The sequence below is a fragment of the Fulvimonas sp. R45 genome (assembly GCF_030504985.1).
Taxonomy (GTDB): domain Bacteria; phylum Pseudomonadota; class Gammaproteobacteria; order Xanthomonadales; family Rhodanobacteraceae; genus Rhodanobacter_A.
This window is the reverse complement of sequence record NZ_JASERU010000006.1, coordinates 200,491-221,071: the sequence shown is the minus strand read 5'-3', so window position 1 is coordinate 221,071 and position 20,581 is coordinate 200,491. Positions and strand designations below refer to the sequence as shown.

The window sequence follows — 20,581 nt, the reverse complement described above, 5'->3', positions numbered from 1 at the left end:
CGCGCTGCCGCGTGGCGGCCAGGGCAAGGCAACCCGGAGGGCCGGGTCTGTTGGCCCGCATCCCTGCGTCATCGCTCCGTCGTGGACGGACGTCCACGACGGAGCTCTTCCTTGGTCTGCGCGCAAACAGCTTCCGGCGCGGGGCTACGGGGAGATTTTGAACAGGCTCTGAGGCGCATCAGGCCGTGGCGATTTCCGCCGTGCGGCACGGGCAGGCCCGGTCGAGCCAATCGGCGACAGCCCCGGCTGCGGCGGCGCCACCGCGCTCGAGCGAAGCATTCAGGCCACGGTTGCGTGGCCCGTATGGCTCGTACTTTTCGCGGGTCGGCAGCATGAACAGGCCCAGCGTGGGCGTACCCACCGCGCTGGCCAGGTGCATCACGCCGCAGTCCGCGCTGACGAAGCCGTCCATGCCGGCCAGTACCGCGGCCAGCTTGCGCAGGTTGCGCGAATAGAACGCGGCCTGCGCGCCCGGCAATTGCGAACGCCCGTGTTCGGCCAGCACGTTGACGATGCGGATGTCCGGGCGGCGTACATGCAATGCGGCGATGAAGTCTGTCCACCACGCTGCCGGGTAGCACTTCGCGCCGGTGGCGTTCGGGAAGACGCCGAGCACCGGCCCGGCCGTCTCGCCAGGGCGGCCCGCCACGGCGGCGAGCGCCTGGAGGCCGCGGGCGAGTTCCGTGGATTCCAGCTCGACGCCCAGCACGGGCCAGCCTGTCGCGCCGCGGTCGGCGCAGGCGACCCGCAGCAGGTGCACGCTGCGCTTGGCTACATGGATGGGACAGTCCTCGAGATAGCCCCGCAACGGGCCAGGCTCTGACAGCGGGAAGCCCAGTTTCCAGCGTGCGTGGCTGAGCCCCAGTGCCAACCGGCCCGAATACGATGCGGGGCAGGCGTCGATGGCCAGGTCGTAGCGGTTGCGCCGGACCTGGCGCAGCCGTGCCAGGCCTACCCAGGGGTGGCGCGCCATGTGGCAGGGCAGGTCGATGATTGCGCGAACCATGAAGCGCGGGCCGAACAGGACGCCGGCAGCCGGGCCGGTACAGAGGATGTCGATTTCCGCGCCGGGATAGCGCGTCTCGATCTCGCGCAGCAAGGGACTCAGCAGCACGGTATTGCCGAGCCTGTGGTTCGGCCGGCACACCAGGATGCGATGGATGCCGCTGGCGGGCAGGGCGCCCGGCGGGCACAGGCTGGCGTCGATGGCGCGCAGCACGCGCGAGGCCAGCCACCCGACGGCCCTGCGGCGCCATCGCGTGGTGCGGCTGCCGAAGACGGGCCCCGTGGCGCCGGGTAAGGAGGTTGCAGGCATAGGGTCGGACGGGCGGGTTCGCGCAAGGCAGCCAAGGTAATGGCGCAGGCTTAGAACCTGCTTACCTCGCCAGCGCGGGAATGGATTGCGTAGACTGGCCACCCCTCCAGGGCCAACCGTCGGACCATGAAACTGCTGCTGGTCGAGGACTCCGAGCGCCTGCGCACGATGCTGCAACACGGGCTGGCCGCCGCCGGCTTCACCGTGGACGCGGCGGCCGACGGCGCCGAGGCGCGCGCCTTCCTCGCCACCTACGAATACGAACTGGTGGTGCTGGACCTGATGCTGCCCAAGGTCGACGGCCTGTCCGTGCTGCGCGGGCTGGCCGCGCACCACGTGCGGCCGCGGGTGCTGGTGCTGTCGGCACGCGACCGCGTGCGCGACCGCATCGAGGCGCTGGACGTGGGCGCCGACGACTACCTGGTCAAGCCGTTCGACTTCGAAGAATTGCTGGCGCGCCTGCACGCGCTGGCGCGGCGGCCGGAGCAGGCGCAGGCCACGCAGCTGGAAATCGGCGCGCTGCGCATCGACATGCGCGCGCGGCAGGCCTTCGCGGGAGAGCACCTGCTGGCGCTGACGCCGCGCGAGTTCGCCATGCTCTCGCTGCTGGCGCGCCATCGCGGCCGTGTGTTCACGCGCGCCGAGATCCTGGAGCGCACTGCGGGCAGCGACTCCACCGCCTCCGACCGCAGCGTGGAAGTGCTGGTGTTCGGCCTGCGCCGCAAGCTGGCCGAGGCCGGGCTGGACGGCCTGGTGGAAACCCGGCGCGGCAGCGGATACCTCATCCCGTGAAGACGCGCACGCTGTCCGGCGCCATCGCCTTCCTGCTCGGTGTCGCCACCGTCGTGCTGCTCGGCGCCGCCGCCGTGCTGATGGATCACCTGGTGGACGCCGAGATGCAGCGCCGCTTCGACGCCGACCTGCTGGCGCAGGCGCGCGCGCTGGCGGCGCTGGTGGAAAGCGGCCCGCACGGGCTGGACATGGACGAAGCCGCGGGCCTGCCGTCGCGCATGCTCTCGGGCGACACGCAGGGTACCTATGCCGTGCATTGCGCCAGCGGCGCCAGCCTGAGCAGCCGGCCGGCGCCGCTGGGCTATCCGGACGGCTGGACGCGGACTGCCAGCGACGATCCGGCCTTCGACGACATCGACACCGGCGACAGGGCCCTGCGCGCCGTCTGGTTCCGCTTCGCGGTGCCCGGCGGTGACAGCGGGCACGACGCGCCGGCGCAGGATTGCCGGCTGGTGTTCATGCAGTCGCGCAAGCCGCTGGACGGCATCCTGCTGGCCATCGACATCATCCTGCTGGTGATACCGCTGCTGGCGCTGCTGCTGGTGCTGGCGCTGTCGCCCTTCCTGGTGCGACGCGGCCTGCGGCCGCTGGCGCAGCTGTGCGAGAGCATGCGCGGCATCGGCCCGAACCAGCCCGGGCGGCGCCTGCAGCCCACCGGTACGCGCGAGCTGGAACCGCTGGTGGCCGGCTTCAACGAAGTGCTGGCGCGCATGGACGAGGTGCTGGCGCGCGAACGCCGCTTCACCGACGCGCTGGCGCACGAGACCCGCACCCGCCTCGCCGAACTGCATACCCTGGTGGACGTGGAACGCCACTATCCCAGCGGCCGCCCGCTGCACGCGCTGCTGGACGAGATCGGCGCGATCAGCGGCGAACTGGAAGGCACGGTGTCCGGCCTGCTGCTGCTGACCCGGCTGGACGCGGGCCTGGAAAGCCCCGACTGGCGCCATGTCGAGATGGAAGCGCTGGTCGCGCGCCACGTGGCGCGCGTGACTGCGGTGGCGCAGCGCCGGCGGCTGTGCATCGACGCCGTGCCGCCGGCCCGCCCGGCGACCCTGGTGGCTGACGTCTCGCTGCTCGACATCGTGCTGGGCAACCTGCTGGGCAACGCCTGCGAATACGCGCCGAGCGGCACCGGGGTGCGCATCGCCTGGAACGACGGCGCGCTCACCGTGAGCAACGCCGCCCCCGACCTCGGCGAAGGCGAAGTGGCCTGCCTGGGCCAGCGCTTCTGGAGCAAGCAGCAGGGGCGGGGAGGACATACCGGCCTGGGCCTGGCGCTGGCCGGCGCGGCGGCGACCGCGATGGGTTTCCGGCTCGGCTTCGCGCTGGCGGACGACGGTCGGCTGGATGCGACGCTGGACTGGCGGTCGGCTGGATGCGACGCTGGACTGGCGGTCGGCGCGGAAGGCCTGTGAAGGAGACGGGCCTGCCCCTGGAGATTCTGCGGCAACCGACGGGGAGTGACTTGTGGAGCAGGCGCCGAAAAACTTACCAGCGGCATTCCAGATGGAACACGCAAAGCACACTTTTGTGATTATATTTCAATACTTTAGAAAATGTATTTTAGATATTGCCTGAGCAGAGTCTATTTTCGTGAAGCTCGCTCGTCGCTCAGGTGAGAGGCGCCAATGGGGCGGGCTCAAACCAGGAGAAAGACGATGCGAGTCATGGTGTTTACGAAAGTCGCCGAGCTCGGCGATCTGAGTGCTCCCACGCCCGAGGAGCTTGAGGCGTTTGCGGCGATGGACCGGTTCACCGAGGAACTGGTCGAGGCCGGCGTCTTCGTGGCCGCCGCCGGCCTGAAGAACGGCCCCGAGTCCAGGCGGCTGACCTTCGACGGCACCGAGCTTGCGGTCGTCGACGGACCGTTCGCCGAGAGCAAGGAGTTGGTGGCCGGCTTCTCGATCTGGCAGGTCAAGGACATCGACGAGGCTCTGGCCTGGGTAAAGCGCGCCCCGATGACGGCGGGAAGCGTGATCGAAATCCTGCCGTTCTACGAAGTGGAGGATCTCGCCGAGTTCGTGACGCCCGAGGAACTCGCGGCGCCCCGCGGCGGGGAGCGCGGCAAGCTTGGGGTTGCCTGATCCGCTCGGCCGGAATCGCTTCTCCCCTTCGGCCTTGGAAGGGGAGTGGCATGTAACCGGTGAATTGGGCGCATGGCAGCTCGTCCGGGCCGATACATTTTGCGGCATGGCTTCTCGCTGGCGCAGGCGCTATCGCGCGGCCGTGCGACACCGGTCACATGCTTCCAGGGCACGGCGGATGCGGTGACGCCGCTGCCGGCATTGCAAAACGGGCCGGGACTCGGGAATCTCCGTATCGTCGCCGTGCCTGGCGGGACCCCATGGAGACACGTATGAGTTGGCGAAAGACCGGATCGTCGGAATGGCGGTGTCCATGCTTCGTCGCTGGCATGCCTGACGATTCGCGGCGGACGGCGCCGCCTCGCGGCGCGATACGGGTGCAATGGCCGGATGCAGGAGCTGCCGGATGAATTTCAAGACTATCGGCGCCACGACCATCCAGGCCAGGCACCGCGCCAGCTGCCACTGCGGTGCCGTGGAATGGCTCCTGGACCTGCCGGACGGGGTGGTTGACCCGCGCCGTTGCGACTGTTCGTACTGTCGACGCCGGGGCACCATCGTGGCGTCCGTGCCGCTGGGTGGGCTCCACGTCGTCAGGGGCGCGGGGCAGCTCAAGGTCTACGGGTTCAACACACACACGGCCAGGCATTACTTCTGCTCCATCTGCGGCATCCACACGCACCATCAGCGGCGCTCCGACCCCGGGCAGTACGGCTACAACGTCGGCTGCCTCGAGGGCGTCAATCCTTTCGACCTCCCGGCGGTTCCGACCAACGACGGAATCAACCACCCGAAGGATCGCGGGGCGCCTTGACCGGCGGTTTCGTGCGATCGCCTGCATGCGCCATCGATGCGGGCATCACGCCGGCGCATCCTCCCCTCGAAGCAAGGCCGAAGGAGATGTAATCCGATGACTCTCACGTGCCTCAATCCCGGTGATCTGCCGCCTCAGCAGACATACACCCAGGTCGTCGTGGCGACCGGCAGCAAACTGGTGTTTGTCTCGGGTCAGGAGCCTGAAGACATCAACGGCAATCTTGTTGGTCACGGCGATCTTGCGGTTCAGGCACGCCAGGTGTACGCAAATCTGGGCCGTGCGCTTGCTGCTGCCGGCGCCGAACCCAAGCAGGTCGCAAGAATCACCATCTACGTCGTCGATTACGAACGCGACAAATGCCTGCCGATTATCGAGGAGGCACGGAAAACGCTGTTCGGAGGTCACAAGCCCGCAGACGTGGTGCTTGGCGTGGCATCGCTATCGCCAGGCTATCTTGTCGAGGTTGATGCGATCGCGGTCATCGATTGACCGTCGATCACCCATTCACGTTTCGCAGCGTGCGCTTGGTTCAAGCGCCAGCTCCCATGCAAAGCTGTTCATCCGGGCGTTGGGCTGCACGTAGGCAGATCAGGAGCCTCCATGTTCGACCACATCCTGTTCGGCGTCACCGATTACGCGGCGAGCAAGGCGTTCTTCCTCAAGGCGCTCGCGCCGATCGGCATGGTCGTGGTCGCGGAAGGGCCGCCCGGCATCGAACTGAGCGCGGACGGCAAGACGTCGTTGTGCCTCTGTCCGACCGAGGAGAAGCCCGCGCGCCTCCACCTGGCCTTCGTGGCCGGGAACCGCGAGCAGGTCCAGGCCTTCCACCGCGCGGCCCTGGAGGCCGGCGCCAGGGACAACGGCGCGCCCGGCCTGCGTCCGAACTACAGCGGCAGGTACTACGCGGCCTTCGTCATCGGCCCGGACGGGCACAACATCGAGGTGGTCTGCCACGAGCCCGAGGTTTGAGGGGACGTGCCCGCGGGCGCCTCGCCCGCGCCGCTGGAACCCTCAGAATCGGTGCACCCAGCCCACCTGGAAGCCGCCCGGCAGCCAGCCGAGGATGACCGGGCTGTGCGTGTGCGTGGCCCAGATGCCGAAGCCGGTGCCCAGTGCGGCGCCCACCAGCACGTCGCTCTGCCAGTGTCCGCGCACCTTCAGGCGGGCCACCGCGTCGTACAGCGGCAACAACTCCAGCGCGTAGACGGCCGGGTGGTCGTGGCCGTAGTTGATCACGAACGGTGTCACCGCCGCCGAGATCATGGTGACCTCGCCGCTGGGGAAGCTCTCGTTGTGGATGCCCTTGAAGAAGCGATTGGGATCGCTGGTGTCCGAAGGGCGTTCGCGCTGGAAGGTCCACTTCATGGCCTGCGCCGTGATGCTGGAGAACGCCACCGCGTCCAGCGAACGCCAGAACGTGTCACCCAGCTTGTCGTCGTCGCCCAGCACCAGCGAGCCGCCCAGCACGGTCAGCGCCGTGGCGTACTCCACCTTCACCTGCGTGCTGCGCTTCCAGATGCCGCTGTTGTCGTAGTGCAGGCGGTGATCGATGCCCAAAGGCCCGCCGCCGGCATGGGCGAGCGGGCTGAGCAACAAGGCCGCGCAACAGGCCAGGGGGGTGATGACGTGGCGCATGGGTACGTCTCCGGCGGGTCTGCACCGGATGCGCGGCATGGGCGTTCGGTGGCCGGCGGGATACTGCCGGCCAAGGCTTTGGCTTTACTTAGGCCCCGGCTGGCTTCGGTGCAGGCAGCACTCCGGATGCCGGCCGTCATCCGAATCCCGTGCGTGGGAGGTCGCCTGCTTGTGCGAGGCGACATCAAGCGCCCGGTCGGGTCCGGGCCTCAATCCGCGTCGTTGTTGTCGAGCGAATTTTCGAGCACCTTGCCGGTGACGGCGTCCACGCCCACTTCGCGCGTGTCCTTGCCGGACCTGATGTCGAACGAGTAGCGCAAACCGCTGCCGCCCGTTTCCTTCTCGAGTTCCTGCTTCACGACACGGCCGGGACAGGCCGTCAATGCGATCTTGCGCGCATGCGGCAGATCGATCTTCGCTCGTGCGGCCAGCGGGGGAGGCGATCCGGCATGCGTGACGAATGCAAGGCTGCAGAACGCGAGCGGGAGGGCGATGGCAATGGCTGTGCGCACGGGTTTCTCCGTCGGCAGTGATGGGAGTCGCTGGCGCCGCACGTTACGCCGCCATGCTTAGCCTGTTCTTATCCCGCCATGCATGGATGCCCATCGTGCGCGCCCGTTCCAGCCCTCCGCGACTGCCGCTGGATACGCTCCTCCCCCTGCGTGCAGGGGGAGGCTGGGAGGGGGTAACGCCTTCGCTTTCACGCCAGAAGCACCCCTCCCCACCCCTTCCCTGCGCGCAGGGAAGGGGCTGCCCGCTTCTTCTTCGAAGCAGACGGTGTCTTGCCCGCAGCCTGTTTGCCGACTTGATCGGCGTCAACATATTCCGGTCAGCAGTGGGAGTCGAGAGGAAACCCGCGTCGGCCCCTACGCAGGCCTGGGCGGATTCCTCGCCCCCGCCAGCCACGCATACAGCGCCGGCATCACCAGCAGCACCAGCGGCACCTGCACCAGCATGCCGGCGATGATGGCCACGGCCAGCGGCTGCTGCATCTGCGAGCCCTGGCCGATGGCCAGGGCCAGCGGCAGCAGGGTGAGGATGGCGGCCACGGTGGACATCAGGATCGGCCGCATGCGGTGGTGGCCGGCATGCAGCATCGCCTCGTGCAGCGGCATGCGCCGCGCCGCGTCGTCGAGTTCGGAGAAGTAGAAGATCGCCAGCTCGGTGACGATGCCCACGATCATCGTCATGCCCATCATGGCCGAGATGTTCAGCTCGATGCCGGTGAGCCACAGCCCCACGAACACCGCGGCCAGCGCCAGCAGCGGCGCGGCCATGATCGCCAGCGCCACGCGGAAGCTTTCGTACAGGAACAGCAGCAGGGCGAACACCAGCGCCACGGCCGCCAGCATCACGACGCCGAGGTCGTGGAAGGCGGTCTGCTGCTGCGCGTAGAGGCCACCCAGTTCGTGGTACATGCCCGGCGGCAGCAGGCCGGGTTTCGCCAGTACCCGCTTCACGTCGGCCACGGTGGAGCCCAGGTCGCGGCCCACGATGCGCGCGGTCACCGCCACCATGCGCTTGAGGTTGTCGCGGTCGATCTCCGGCTGGCCCTGTTCCACGCGCAGGGTAGCCAGTTCGGACAGCGGCACCACGTAGCCGTCGGCGGCGCGGATCGGCAGCGCCGCGAGCTGTTCCGACTGCGCGCGCGCGGACGGCGGCAGCCAGACGCGGATGCCGACCATCTTCGGCCCCTGCGGCAGCTGCGCGGCCACGGTACCCGCGGCGGCGTCGGCCACCTGCTGCGCCACCGCCGCCGGATCCAGCCCGAGCAGCCCGGCCTTCACCGGGTCGACCTTGACGTCCAGCGCATCGCCCGCGGGGTTGATGCCGTCGCGCACCTCGGCCACGCCGCTGACCTTGCCGATCGCCGCGGCGACCTTCTTCGCGGTGGCGTCGAGCTGCGCCTGGTCGTCGCCGTAGAGCTTGATCTCGATCGGTTGCGGCACCTCGGTGAGGTCGCCGATCAGGTCCTCCATCAGCTGCGAGACGTCCACGTCCAGGCCCGGCACCCTGGCTTCGATCTGCTGGCGGATCTGCTCCATCACGGTGCTGGTGGACGGCCGCGAGCCGTTCTTGAGGCGCACGAAGATGTCGCCGGTGTTCGCTTCGGTGAGGCCGCCGCCGAGCTGCAGTCCGGTGCGGCGCGAATAGGTGTCCACGTACGGGTTGGCGCGGATGATCGCCTCGACCTGGCGCAGCAGCCGGTCGGTCTCGTCCAGCGAGGTGCCCGGCGGCGAGAGGTAATCCAGCGTGAAGCCGCCTTCGTCCATCTGCGGCATGAAGCCGCTGCCGACCTGGCGATATGCCAGCACGCCGACCAGCAGCAGCGGGACCACGCCGACCAGCAGCAGCGCGGGGCGTCGCAGCAGGCGGCCCAGGGTGCGTTCGTAGCTGGCCTGCAGGCGCCGGGTGAGGCGCCCGGGCGGGTGCTCGGCCGCGTGGCGTTCGTCGATCAGCCATTCGGCCAGCAGCGGCACCGCCACCCAGGTCAGCAGGTAGGAGATCACCAGCGCGCTGGCCATGGTCAGCGACAGCGCCTTGAAGAACGCGCCGGTGACGCCGCCGAGGAAGGCCAGCGGCAGGAAGATCACCACGGTGGCCGCGCTGGAGCCGGTGAGCGGGCGGGTGAATTCCCACGCCGCGCCGGCGATGCGTTCGCTGACCCTGGACGGCGTGTCCGGCCCGGCGCCGTCGCGCAGGCGCCGCATGATGTGCTCCAGCATCACGATCACGTCGTCCACCAGCAGGCCCACCGCGGCCGCCATGCCGCCCAGCGTCATCATGTTGAAGCTCATGTGCAGCAGGTCGAGCAGCAGCACGGTGATCGCCAACGTGGCCGGCACCACGATCAGCGCCACCAGGATCACCCGCACGTTGCGCAGGAAGAGGAACAGCACCAGGCCCGCCAGCACGATGCCGACCAGGATCGCGTCGCGCACGCTGCCGGCCGCGCCCAGCACCAGCTGGGTCTGGTCGTACCAGTTGGCGATGTGCAGGCCGCCGGGCGCCTGCCGCCGGTAGTCGGCCAGCCGCTGCTTCACGTCGCGCGCGATCTGCACGCTGTTGCCGTCCGGCTGCTGGAACACCTGCAGCAGCACGGCGTCGTGGCCGTCGGCGGTGGTGCGGACCCATTGCGGCTGGCGGTCCATGTGCACCGTGGCCACGTCGCGCAGGCGCAGCACGCCGCGCGGGCCGGCGCGCAGCACCACGTCGTCCAGCGCCTGCACCGTGGACGGCTGGTTGTTCGCCAGCAGCAGGTAGAGCTTGTAGTGGTCCTGCAGCCGGCCCAGCGCCTGCAGGGTGGCGGCGTTCGCCACGGCGTGGTCGAGGTCGGCCAGGGTCAGGCCTTGCGCGCGCAGCTTCGCGGCGTCCGCGTCCACATGGAACTCGGCCACGTCGCCGCCCTGCACGCCGACCTGGGCCACGCCGGGGATGCCGGACAGCAGCGGGCGCAGCTGGAACTCCGCGATATCGTGCAACTGCGCCGGGGTGAGCGTGTCCGAGCTGAGGCTGTAGGCCAGGATCGGGAACACCGTGGGGTCGAGCCGGATCGCCTGCACGTCCACGCCGGGCGGCATCCGTGGCAGCACCTCGCCGATGGCGGCGTCCACGTCGAGCAGGGCGCGGCCCATGTCCGCGCCCCAGTCGAAGCCGACGTTGATCTCGGCGCTGCCGCGGCTGGTGGTGGAGCGCACCTCGCGCACGCCGCGCACGCGGCGGATCGCTTCCTCCACCGGCCGGGTGACGCTCACCACCATCTGGTCGGCCGGCTGGTCGCCGGCGTCCAGGCTCACCCGCACGCGTGGGAACGATACGTTGGGGAACAGCGATACCGGCAGGTTGAACGCGCCGGCGATGCCGCCGAGGGCGAGCACGAAGGCGAGGAACAGCAGCGAGCGGCGGTGCCGGTGCATCCAGTGCGTGAGCGTGGCCGGCGCGCTCGTCACGGCTTGTCCTCGCGCACGGCCATGCCGTCGTCCAGCTCGTAGGCGCCCTGCACGATCACCGGCAGGGCCGCGTCGAGCTTGCCGAGCACGCCCACGCTGTCGCCGCCGGGGTGGCGCAGCCGCACGTCGACGCGGCGCGCCTTGCCGTGGTCGAGCTGGAACAGGTAGCCGCCCTTGTCGTCGTGCAGCACCGCGCGGCGCGGCACCGCCCAGGCGGTATAGGACGCAGTCTCGATCTGGGCTTCGAGCGCGGCCCCGGGCGTGAGCCGTGCCGCCAGCGCGGCGGGCAGGGCCACCTGCACCGGCACCAGATGGGTCTGCGGATCGACCGCGGCGCCCGCCACCAGCACGCGGCCCTCGCCGCGGGCGTCGCCATACACCGCGCGCACCGCCACCGGCATGCCGGCAACCACGCCGGATGCCTGGTCCGCCGGCACGCCGAGCTGCGCCAGCAGCCCGCCGGCGGGCACGAAGGCGAGCAGCGGCGCATTGGCGGCGAAGCGTTCGCCCAGCGCGACCTGCACCTGCGTCACCACGCCATCGGACGGCGCGGCCAGCACGTCGGTGGCCTGCGCCCCGCCCAGCGCGCGTTGCGCCGCCAGCGCGGCCTGCGCGTCGCTCACCGCCTTGCGCGCGGCGGCCAGTTGCGATTGCGTGGCCAGGTGGCGCGCGGCCAGCGCGCCGGTGCGCTGCAGCTCGTCCTGTGCCAGCGCCAGCGCGCTGCGCGCCTGCGTCCAGGCCTGGCGGGTGGCGGGATCGGGTGCGATGCGCAGCAGCGGCGTGCCGGCATGCACGGCCTGGCCCGCGCTGGCCAGCACCGCGACGACCTGGCCGCCATGGGCGAGGCTGAGGCTGCGCGCGTGGCGCGGGTCGCCGGTGGCCTCGCCGAAGGCCTCGACGCTGTCGTGGAAGCCGCGCCGCACCGGCATCGCGGTGGTGACCGCCACGCTCGATGCAGGCGTGGTCGTGCCGCTGTCTTCATCGTCGCTGCCGCCGTGTGCGCAACCGGCGAGCAGGACGAGGGCCAGCAGCGGAGCGGCGAAACGGAATGGGGATGTCGTCATGAGGTGGCGGCTCCGGCGGGCCTGGCGGCGCGGTCGTCCCAGTCGCCGCCGAGCAGGGTTTCCAGCGCGATCGCCTGCTTCGCCCGTTCCTGTTCCAGCGCGATCAGCGCCAGGTCGGCGGCGAGGGCGTTGCCGCGGATGCTGAGGTAGGTGGGCCAGTCGAGCTGGCCGGCCTGCCAGGCGTCGCGCGCGGCGTCGCGGGCGGTGTCGAGCTGCCGCGCGTGCGTCCGCAGCGCGGCGAGCTGCGCGTCCAGCGAGGCGAGGTCGAGCTGCAGCAGGCGCGCGTCCGCGCGTGCGGTGCGCAGGCGTGCGTCGTAATCGTCGTGCAACTGCTGGCGGGTGGCCTTGGCGACGGCGATGTTGCCGCGGTTGCGGTCGAACAGCGGCAGGGTGATGCCGAGGCTGAGCCCGCGGGTGTAGACGTCGCTGGTGTCGCGCGCGCGGGTGAAGCCGAGGCTGATCGCCGGGAACTGCCTGAGGATCTCCACGCGCAGCTGGGCTTCCTGCGCCGCGTAGCCGGCCTTCAGCGCCAGCAGGTCGGGCCGGCGTTCGGGCAGGGCGGCCAGTGCCGCGTCCACCTGCGCCTGGCCGGGATGAGCGCGGTAGGGCGGCCCGACCAGCGGCAGCGGCGCCTGCGCGGACAGGCCCAGCAGCAGGCGCAGGTCGTGTTCGGACTGCGCCCGCGCGCGGCCGGCCTCGGCCAGCTGGCGGCGCGCGTCGGACAGCGCGTCGAGCCCGGCGGAGGCGGCGGCGTAGGTGAGGTTGCCGGCGGCCAGCGCGGCCTGCACCTGGCGGTCCAGCGGCTCCAGCGCGGCGATTTCGTGCGCGAGCCGCACCTGCGTCGCGCGCGCGGCGGATATCTCGTCGAACAGCAGCCGTGCCTGCGCCACCGTCTGCCACTCGGACCACAGCAGTTCCAGGTTCGCCTGTCGGGCCTTGCCGCGGGCCTCGGCCTTGCGCGCGGATCGCGTCAGCAGCGCGCCGACGTCGTAGTCCAGCCCCAGGTTGAAGGCGTGGGTGAGGCCGGGCTGGTGGCTGGTCGGCGTCTCGCCCGCGAGCGACAGCTGCGGATCGGGCAGCAGGCCGGCGGCGAACGCCTGGGCGCGCGCCATGCCCAGTGCGTCGCGCTGCAGCCTGAGCTGGGGATCGTTGGCCAGCGCCAGCATCGCCGTCTCGGTGACGTCCAGGCCGTCGGCGGGATCGAAGCGGTGCGTGGCGGCGCGCTCGCCGGGTATCGCCTGCACCGGCGCGGACAGCTGCGCCACGCTGTCCGCGCCGCGCCCCTGGCCCAGCGGCAACGGCGCGTAACTGACGCAGGCGCACAGCGGCAAGGCGCCGGCCGCCGCCAGCAGCAGGCGGCGGTAACGGGCGGATGACTTCACGCGGTCGATCCGTGCGGGGACATGCCGGCAGTGTGCCATCGACCGCTTAGTCGTTCCTTATGGAAGCTTGCGATAGCGTTCGTGCGAGGCGCTGAGGCAATGCGCTGCGTGTGTCATCACCGCGTCCCGGGTTCCCCCTCGCCGTCATTCCGGCGTAGGCCGGAATCCAATCAAATGGCTCGTGCGAAGCACACAAAAAATCTATTACGTGTGCTTCGCACGCATACCTCACTGGATTCCGGCTTTCGCCGGAATGACGATGAGGGAGCTGTGTAGTGGCGGCTCAATGCGTCGAACTGGCGGGCGCAGGGGCCGTGCTTGCCGCGGTGGCCGGCTGCGTGGTCGGAACGGCTTCGGGCGCGGGCGCCACTGGCGTGGCGTCGCTCGCGCGCCAGCGCATGCGGCCGCTGTTGAACTCGTCGTAGGCGACCTGGTAGGCGGCGATGGCCTGGTCCACCTGGGCCTGGTCGACCTGGGCGTAGGGCACGGCGGCGCCGGTGGCGGGGTCGGGCTTCACCTGTTCCACCTTGCGGCCGGGCGAGAGGATGGTGAGGCGTTCGCCGCGCAGGTAGCCGAGGTTGGAGTAGGTGGAGGGAAAGGCGCGCTCCTCGCCGTCGGGCACCTGGAAGATGTCGCGGCCGAAGAAGCGGCTGCGGTAGCTGAAGTGCAGCAGGCCGAGCACGGTGGGCGGGATGTCGACCTGCGCCATCATCTTCTCCACCCGGCGCGGCTTGACCTGCGCGGGGGCGTAGATCAGCAGCGGGATGTGGTAGCGGTTCAGCGGGATGCGCGTGCTGCCGGCGCTGGCGGCGCAGTGGTCGGCGGTGATCACGAACACGGTGTCGTCGAAGTACGGCTTTTCGCGCATGCGGCGCAGGAAGTCGCCGATGGCCCAGTCGGTGTACTTCACCGCGCTGTCGCGCTGGCCCTCGGGCATGTCCACCCGGCCGGTGGGGAAGGTGTAGGGCCGGTGGTTGGAGGTGGTCATGATGTGCAGGAAGAACGGCTTGCCGGTGGCATGGATCGCGTCCATCTGCTGCATGGCGAGGGTGTAGAGGTCCTCGTCGGCCACGCCCCAGACGTTCTCGCTGTGGATCGGCGTGCCGGCGGGGATGTCGCGACGGTCGACGTCCTTGTAGCCGTTGCTGCCGAAGAACTGGTTCATGTTGTCGAAGTAGCCGTAGCCGCCGTAGACGAACTCCGACACGTAGCCGCGCTGGTTGAAGATGTCCGCCAGCGAGAACAGTCCGTCGTTGTGCTTCTGCTTGATCAGCGAGTCGCCCGGCGTGGGCGGCACCGACAGCGACAGCGCCTCCAGCCCGCGCACGGTGCGCGTACCGTTGGCGTAGAGGTGGTCGAAGAACAGGCTCTGGTCGACCAGCTTGTCGAGATTGGGGGTGAGCCCGCGGGTGTCGCCGAAGGTGCCGAGGTAGCTGCCCGACAGGCTCTCGACGCTGATCAGCACCACGTTGAGGTGCCGCTCGGGTGCGGGGTTGCGGATCTCGCGGGTGAGGTCGTGCGGGTCGGTGCCGACGAAGGTGGCGTCGGGGGTCTTCAGCATGTCGCGCAGCAGCGCGTAGGCCTGGCCGTCGGGCAATTGGCGGTAGAAGCGGTGGAAGTTCAGCTTGGAATTGCGGAAGGCGGAGAAGAACTCGTAGATGCCGTTGCCGGCCAGCGAATTCACGTAGGTGTTCTGCAGCCGGTTCTTCATGTCGGCGTTCACCGCGAAGACGGTGACCACGGTGACGACCAGCCAGCCCAGCACCACCAGGCTGCGCGTGCCGAAGCGGCTGCCGTCGCCCTGCGTGCGCAGCGTGCGCCGCGACAGCACGACGATGACCACCGCCAGCACGGCCAGCATGGTCAGCCAGCGCGCGATGGGATAGGACTCCTCGATGTTGCCCACCACCTCGCGGGTGTAGATGAGGTAATCCACCGCAATGAAGTTGAAACGGGTGCCGAACTCGTTCCAGAAGGTCAGCTCCGAGGCGCCCACGAACAGCAGGCCGAACAGCAGCAGCAGGCAGAAGGCGTACAGGATCCACTGCCCCAGCCGCGAGGTGTAGGTGAACGCCGCCAGCGGCAGCACGAACAGGAACGGCAGCACCGCGGGCCACGCGGTCTTCCAGTTGGCGTCGAAGGACAGCCGCAGCAGGCCCAGGCAGATCGCGCACAGCGCCACCACCGCCAGCGCGTACCACAGCCACTGCTTCCAGCCCGGCAGCCGGCCGCGCCGCGTCGGCACCAGCCACAGGAACAGCACCATCGGCCAGGCGAAGTAGACGAACGCGACCAGATCGTAGCCCAGGCCCACGCCGAACGCGTACAGCCAGTACAGCGGGTTCGGCGGCACCCCGTGGCCGGTCATCAGCAGCAGGATCAGCCGCGTCACGAAGGAGACGGCGACGAAGCAGACGCCGAGCCAGATCAGCGGCTGGAAGCGCGTGCGCAACGCGCTCTGCGGGCGTAGGGACATAGGCGGCGTGACCTCGTCGGAAGTTCGAGAACGGCAGGGCAGGCGGATTATTCAACAAATGCCGGACTGGCGCGCCCGGGAGGCACGCCAGTCTGGATGGATCGGCTTAGCGGCCGCTTAGAACAGGCTCTTACGGCGCACGCTTCAGCGCCAGCACGGCGTTCAGCCCGCCGAATGCGAACGAGTTGCTGAGCACGGCCCGTACCGGCATCCCGCGCGCGACGTTGGGCACGTAGTCCAGGTCGCAGGCGGGGTCGACCTGGTCGAGGTTGGCGGTGGGCGGCACCACGCCGTCGCGCAGCGCGCCGATGGCGGCGACCAGTTCCAGCGCGCCGGAGGCGCCCAGGGCGTGGCCGTGCATGGACTTGGTGGAGGACACCGCGAGGCGGTCGGCGTGCGCGCCGAAGGCCAGCCGGATCGCGCGCGTCTCGGTGGCGTCGTTGGCCTGGGTGCCGGTGCCGTGGGCGTTGACGTAGTCGACGTCCTCCGGCGCCAGCCCGGCGTCGGCGAGCGCCTGGCGCATCGCCGACGCCGCGCCGTCGGCGCTGGGCATCACGATGTCGGAGGCGTCGGCGGACATGCCGCTGCCGGCCAGCTCGGCCAGGATGTCCGCGCCGCGCGCCCGGGCGTGTTCCAGCGACTCCAGCACGAAGATGCCGGCGCCTTCGCCCAGCACCAGGCCGCGGCGGTTGGCGCTGAACGGGCGGCAGGTGTCGTCGGACAGCACGCGCATCGATTCCCACGCGCGCAGCGCGCCGTAGCTGAGGCAGGCCTCGGTGCCGCCGGTGATGGCGACGTCGGCCAGGCCGTAGCGGATCATCTGCGCGGCCTGGATGATGGCGTGGTTGGCCGAGGCGCAGGCGCTGGCCACCGCGTAGGCGGGGCCGCGCAGGCCGTGGGCGATGCTGATGTGGCTGGCCGAGGCGTTGGTCATCAGCCGCACGATGGTGAACGGGTGGGTGCGGTTGCTGTTCTCGGCGTAGAGGCGGCGGCTCTGTTCGTCCTGGGTCAGCTCGCCGCCCACGCCGGTGCCCACCACCACCGCGGTGCGCAGGCCCAGGTCGTCCCGGGCGAAGTCCAGCCCGCACTGGGCGATGGCCTCGCGCGCCGCGTGCAGCGCGAATTCGGAGGTGCGATCGAGCAGGGGCAGGGTGCGCTCGTCGATGCCGCTGGCCGGGTCGAAGCTTTCCGGCACCTGCGCCGCGATCTTTACCCGCAGCCGCTCGCTGTCGCGGTGGCGCAGCGGGCCGATCGCACAGCGACCCTGGCGCAGGCCCTGCCACAGCGCGCCGGCGCCGACCCCGAACGGGCTGACCGCGCCCATGCCGGTGATCGCCACGCGGCGCGTCGTCACGGTGGGCATCACGCGCCGGCCCCGCCCGCGGCCTTCCCGTCCAGCCCCTTCCGCACCGCATCCACCAGGTCCTGCGCGGTGTCGCTGTCGAAGTTGGCGCCCTGCTGCTCGGGGAAGGCGATGTCGAAGTGTTCCTCGATGTCGAAGATCAGCTCGATCGCGTCCAGCGAGGCGATGCCGAGGTCCTTCAGGGTGGATTCGGGGCGCACGGTCGAGGGATCGACCTTGGCCTGCTTGGCGATGATCTCGAACACTTGCTGCTGGATCGTATCGGTCATGACGGGACCCCCGGCGACAGGCCACAATGGACACTCCGGTCAGCCTAAAGCATCTCTCTTACTCATGCCTTTCATTTCGCAACTGGAGCCGGACGCGCTGGTCGAGGCGTTCCTGGCGCAGCCGCCGGCCGGCTTCACGGCGGAGCGTTCGCCACAGGGCATGCCGGCGTTCGTGGCGCCGTTCGACCTGCTGACCACGGCCGACGACGCGCTGCGCCGGCGCGTCGCGTCGCTGCCGCTGTACCGGCACTGGCGCCGGCTGCTCACCTGGCGCACCCGCTTCGCCGGCAGCACCGTGACCGAGTACGCCCCGCTGCCGCCGGAGGTGCCGCCGGCCGTGCTCGCGCGGGGGCTGAGGGAAGCCTACGGGCGCGAGTGCCGGCTGCTGATCGTGAAGGACATCGCGCAGGATTCGCCGCTGCTGGGCGAGCACGAGAATGCCCATGCGCGCGCCTTCGCCGACGCCTGCGCGGCGGAGGGCTTCGTGCTGCTGGAAGGGCAGGCGCTGGCCTGGGTGCCGATCGACTTCGCCTCGGACGACGCCTACCTGGCCAGGCTTTCCTACAGCCGGCGCAAGAACATCCGCCGCAAGCTGCGCTCGCGCGCGGACCTGGACGTCGAGGCGGTGCCCACCGGCGATCCCCGCTTCCACGACGAGGCCACGCTGGCGGCCTGCCACGCCCTGTTCGACAACGTGTACGCGCAGAGCGAGATCCACTTCGACCGCCTGACCGCAGACTATTTCCGCCGGCTGCTGCAGGACCCGGCCAGCGGCGGGGTGGTGTTCTTCTATCGCCACGCGGGCCGGGTGATCGGCTGGAACCTCTGCTACGAGCACGGCGGCAAGCTGGTCGACAAGTACGTCGGCTTCGCCTACCCCGAGGCGCGCGAGCACAATCTGTACTTCGTGAGCTGGATGCACAACCTGGGCTATGCGCGCGAGCGCGGCCTGACGCACTACGTGGCCGGCTGGACCGACCCCGAGGTGAAGGCCTTCCTCGGCGCCAGCTTCACCTTCACCCGCCACGCCGTGTATGCGCGCAACCCGCTGCTGCGCGCGCTGCTGCGCCGGCTGGGCGGGCATTTCGAGAGCGACCGGGCCTGGCAGGACGCTGCGGAGAAAGACGATGAATGAAAGCCACGCCGCACTTGATGCCCATGCCCTGGGAGGGCGCCGCTCAGTGAATCCCTCTCCCACCGGGAGAGGGCGCCGGCAGGCGGGTGAGGGTACGCCCGGAGCGAAGCGCTGCCGCACCGCCGAACCCTCACCCCCACCCCTCTCCCGGCGGGAGAGGGGCTCGATCGCGAGGCACGCATGAACGCCGCCCTGCAACGCCCCGTGGTGCTGGACCTCGACGGCTCGGTCGGCCCGCTGCCCGGCGGCCTCGTGCTGCCGCTGGCCGGATGGCAGGAAGCGATCCGCTTCGGCTGCACGCTGGCCACCCTGCGCCGCTTCCGCGCCGCGCTGGATGCCGCGCTGCCGCCGCGCCACGGCACCGTGTTCATGGGTTCGGGCGACTTCCACCACCTGAGCTGGCCGCTGGTCGCGCGACTCAAGCCGGCGACGCCCATCCAGGTGGTGGTGCTGGACAACCACCCGGACAACATGCGCTTCCCGTTCGGCGTGCACTGCGGTTCCTGGGTGCGGCGGGTGGCGGCGCTGCCCTTCGTCGCGCACGTGCACGTGCTGGGCATCACCAGCGCCGACATCGGCGCCGGCCACGCCTGGGAGAACTACCTGACGCCGCTGCGGCGCGGCCGGCTCACCTACTGGAGCATGGGCGTGGACACCGGCTGGTCGCGCCGGCTCGGCATCGCGCGCGCGTTCCGCGGCTTCGACGATCCGGACGCGCTGGTGGACGCCTTCGTGGAACACCAGCGCGGCGTGGCAATGCCCAGCTACCTGTCGATCGACAAGGACGCCTTCCACCCCGACGAGGCGCGCACCAACTGGGACCAGGGTCGCCTGCGCCTGCCGCACGCGCTGGCGATGATCGACAGCCTGCGCCCCGGCCTGGCCGGCAGCGACGTCAACGGCGAGGTCTCGCACTACCGCTACACCACATGGTGGAAACGCAAGCTGTCCGCGATGGACGAGCAGCCGGAGATCGATCCCGCCCGCCTCGCCGGATGGCAGGCGCAGCAGCATGCGTTGAACCTGCGGCTGCTGGAGGCGATCGCGGCGAAGCGGTGAGGTTTGTCCGGGACGCGCGCCTTCAGGCCACGGCGCGTTCCAGCTCCGCGCAGATCGTTTCCATGTCCGCGTCGGTCAGCCACTCGCTGTTGCCGATCGTGAGGCTGCGCCCGGCGACGTCGCGCGCGTTGGGCACGTCGGCCGCGGGCACGATGCCGGCGAGGTAGCCGTAATCGGGCAGGGCGTGGATGAACAGGCGGCTGACGCCCAGGCCGGCCTGCCACAGGCGGTCCAGCGCGGCATCGCGGCGGCGCCGGTCGGGCAGCAGCAGCAGGAAGAATGGCCAGGTGCCGCGTGCGCCGGCGGGATCGTCCAGCACGGTGATGCCGGGGATCGCACGCAGGCGCGGCAGGTGGCGTCGCGCCCGCGTGGCGCCGCGTTCGAGGAAGGCGGGCAGGCGCGCGGCGGCATGCGCGCCCACGGCCTGGCGCCAGCGGCCCACCGCGTGCAGCGGCAGCGGCAGCGAGAAAGCGTCGCCCACCGCGGCCACCGGATCGCCGCGGCGCAGCGCGCGGCGCAGCGGGTCGCCGTAGGCGAGGCGCAGGCCGCGCGGGCGGTACAGCGCGGCGTAGCCCAGCAGCTCCAGGCTGCGGCGCAGTTCCCAGCGCGGGCTGGGCGGGGCGATGCGCGCGGCGGTATGCGCCAGGCGCTCGCGCAGGTCGGGATCGCGCGCGGCGAGCAGGCCGCCTTCGTAGATCGACAGCCCCTTGCCCGCGGCGAGGCTGAAGAAGCCGAGGTCGCCGGCCAGGCCCACGCTGGCGTTGCCGCGCCGCGCGCCCAGCGCCTGCGCGGCGTCCTCGATCACGAAGGCGCCGACGTTGTTGGCGGCGGCCAGCGCGTCGTCCACGTCGGCCACGCGGCCGGCGAGGTGGGTGGGCACGATGGCCAGCGTGCGTTCGTCGCAGGCGAGGCGCAGGGCGTGCGGGTCCAGGTCGTAGTGGCCCGGGCGCAGGTCGCAGGGCACCGGTTCCAGCCCGGCCTGATGCGCGGCCAGCGCCACCAGCGGGCAGGTCCAGGCGGGCATCAGCACGCGTCGGCGGCGCGGGTGCAGTTCATGCAGCGTCCGCAGCGCGATCACCAGCGCGGCGGTGCCGGAGCAGGTGAGCTGCAACGGCGGCGTGCCGAGCTGCGCGGCGACGGTGGCGGCCAGTGCAGGCGCCCCCGGGCGCAGGTCGGCCAGCCGCAGCGGCAGGCCGGCGGTGGGCGGCAGTTCGTGGCGGCGACGCGGCGGCATGCG

18 protein-coding genes are annotated in these 20,581 nt (G+C 70.6%); 8 read left to right on the top strand and 10 right to left on the bottom strand.

The features are described from left to right. Positions 1 to 178 precede the first annotated feature (178 nt). A complete protein-coding gene (locus tag QMK61_RS08155; RefSeq protein ID WP_302071691.1) occupies positions 179 to 1,219 on the bottom strand; it encodes a glycosyltransferase family 9 protein in 1,041 nt (346 codons plus the stop codon). A 222-nt stretch (positions 1,220 to 1,441) separates the two neighbouring features. Between QMK61_RS08155 and QMK61_RS08150 the strand changes: the two genes are divergently transcribed. The 6 genes from QMK61_RS08150 (at position 1,442) to QMK61_RS08125 (ending at position 5,980) form a co-directional block, all read left to right on the top strand. Then, entirely contained in the window at positions 1,442 to 2,107 is a 666-nt protein-coding gene (locus tag QMK61_RS08150) for a response regulator transcription factor (protein ID WP_302071690.1), read from the top strand. Further along, entirely contained in the window at positions 2,104 to 3,525 is a 1,422-nt protein-coding gene (locus QMK61_RS08145; RefSeq protein WP_302071689.1) for an ATP-binding protein, read from the top strand. Before QMK61_RS08150 ends, QMK61_RS08145 begins: the two co-directional genes overlap by 4 nt. A 243-nt stretch (positions 3,526 to 3,768) precedes the next feature. Next, positions 3,769 to 4,194, top strand: coding sequence for a YciI family protein (locus tag QMK61_RS08140; RefSeq protein ID WP_302071688.1), 426 nt, complete (start codon positions 3,769 to 3,771; stop codon positions 4,192 to 4,194). A 406-nt stretch (positions 4,195 to 4,600) separates the two neighbouring features. Continuing rightward, positions 4,601 to 5,008, top strand: coding sequence for a GFA family protein (locus tag QMK61_RS08135; protein WP_302071687.1), 408 nt, complete (start codon positions 4,601 to 4,603; stop codon positions 5,006 to 5,008). A 96-nt stretch (positions 5,009 to 5,104) separates the two neighbouring features. Next, the gene (locus QMK61_RS08130) at positions 5,105 to 5,500 is read left to right on the top strand and encodes a RidA family protein (RefSeq protein ID WP_302071686.1); all 396 of its coding nucleotides are present in this window, start codon (positions 5,105 to 5,107) and stop codon (positions 5,498 to 5,500) included. Between the two features lie 111 nt (positions 5,501 to 5,611). Further along, the gene (locus QMK61_RS08125; RefSeq protein ID WP_302071685.1) at positions 5,612 to 5,980 is read left to right on the top strand and encodes a VOC family protein; all 369 of its coding nucleotides are present in this window, start codon (positions 5,612 to 5,614) and stop codon (positions 5,978 to 5,980) included. Between the two features lie 42 nt (positions 5,981 to 6,022). Here QMK61_RS08125 and QMK61_RS08120 read toward each other — a convergent pair whose 3' ends face one another. The 8 genes from QMK61_RS08120 to QMK61_RS08085 form a co-directional block, all read right to left on the bottom strand. After that, a complete protein-coding gene (locus tag QMK61_RS08120; protein WP_302071684.1) occupies positions 6,023 to 6,646 on the bottom strand; it encodes a phosphatase PAP2 family protein in 624 nt (207 codons plus the stop codon). 209 nt (positions 6,647 to 6,855) lie between these two features. After that, entirely contained in the window at positions 6,856 to 7,158 is a 303-nt protein-coding gene (locus tag QMK61_RS08115) for a PepSY domain-containing protein (RefSeq protein ID WP_302071683.1), read from the bottom strand. Positions 7,159 to 7,512: 354 nt separating this feature from the next. After that, a complete protein-coding gene (locus QMK61_RS08110; protein ID WP_302071715.1) occupies positions 7,513 to 10,563 on the bottom strand; it encodes an efflux RND transporter permease subunit in 3,051 nt (1,016 codons plus the stop codon). Between the two features lie 29 nt (positions 10,564 to 10,592). Continuing rightward, entirely contained in the window at positions 10,593 to 11,660 is a 1,068-nt protein-coding gene (locus tag QMK61_RS08105; RefSeq protein WP_302071682.1) for an efflux RND transporter periplasmic adaptor subunit, read from the bottom strand. Further along, entirely contained in the window at positions 11,657 to 13,042 is a 1,386-nt protein-coding gene (locus tag QMK61_RS08100) for a TolC family protein (RefSeq protein ID WP_302071681.1), read from the bottom strand. Before QMK61_RS08100 ends, QMK61_RS08105 begins: the two co-directional genes overlap by 4 nt. 283 nt (positions 13,043 to 13,325) lie before the next feature. After that, positions 13,326 to 15,518: an LTA synthase family protein gene (locus QMK61_RS08095; protein WP_302071680.1), complete on the bottom strand. Its 2,193-nt coding sequence runs from the start codon at positions 15,516 to 15,518 to the stop codon at positions 13,326 to 13,328. Between the two features lie 130 nt (positions 15,519 to 15,648). After that, positions 15,649 to 16,881, bottom strand: a complete 1,233-nt coding sequence (locus QMK61_RS08090) for a beta-ketoacyl-[acyl-carrier-protein] synthase family protein (RefSeq protein WP_302071679.1) — start codon at positions 16,879 to 16,881, stop codon at positions 15,649 to 15,651. Next, on the bottom strand, positions 16,881 to 17,150 hold the full coding sequence (locus QMK61_RS08085; RefSeq protein WP_302071678.1) for a phosphopantetheine-binding protein: 270 nt from the start codon (positions 17,148 to 17,150) through the stop codon (positions 16,881 to 16,883). The genes QMK61_RS08090 and QMK61_RS08085 overlap by 1 nt, the downstream gene beginning before the upstream one ends. 64 nt (positions 17,151 to 17,214) lie before the next feature. On the opposite strand from QMK61_RS08085, the gene QMK61_RS08080 reads away from it, so the two are divergent. Both QMK61_RS08080 and QMK61_RS08075 read left to right on the top strand, forming a co-directional pair. Further along, entirely contained in the window at positions 17,215 to 18,285 is a 1,071-nt protein-coding gene (locus tag QMK61_RS08080; RefSeq protein WP_302071677.1) for a GNAT family N-acetyltransferase, read from the top strand. 180 nt (positions 18,286 to 18,465) lie between these two features. Continuing rightward, positions 18,466 to 19,344 carry a hypothetical protein gene (locus QMK61_RS08075; protein WP_302071676.1) on the top strand — a complete coding sequence of 293 codons (879 nt, stop codon included), beginning with the start codon at positions 18,466 to 18,468 and terminating at the stop codon, positions 19,342 to 19,344. A gap of 22 nt (positions 19,345 to 19,366) precedes the next feature. On the opposite strand, the gene QMK61_RS08070 is transcribed toward QMK61_RS08075, so the two are convergent. After that, complete coding sequence (locus tag QMK61_RS08070; RefSeq protein ID WP_302071675.1) at positions 19,367 to 20,578, bottom strand: DegT/DnrJ/EryC1/StrS family aminotransferase; 1,212 nt, start codon at positions 20,576 to 20,578, stop codon at positions 19,367 to 19,369. Positions 20,579 to 20,581: the final 3 nt, after the last annotated feature.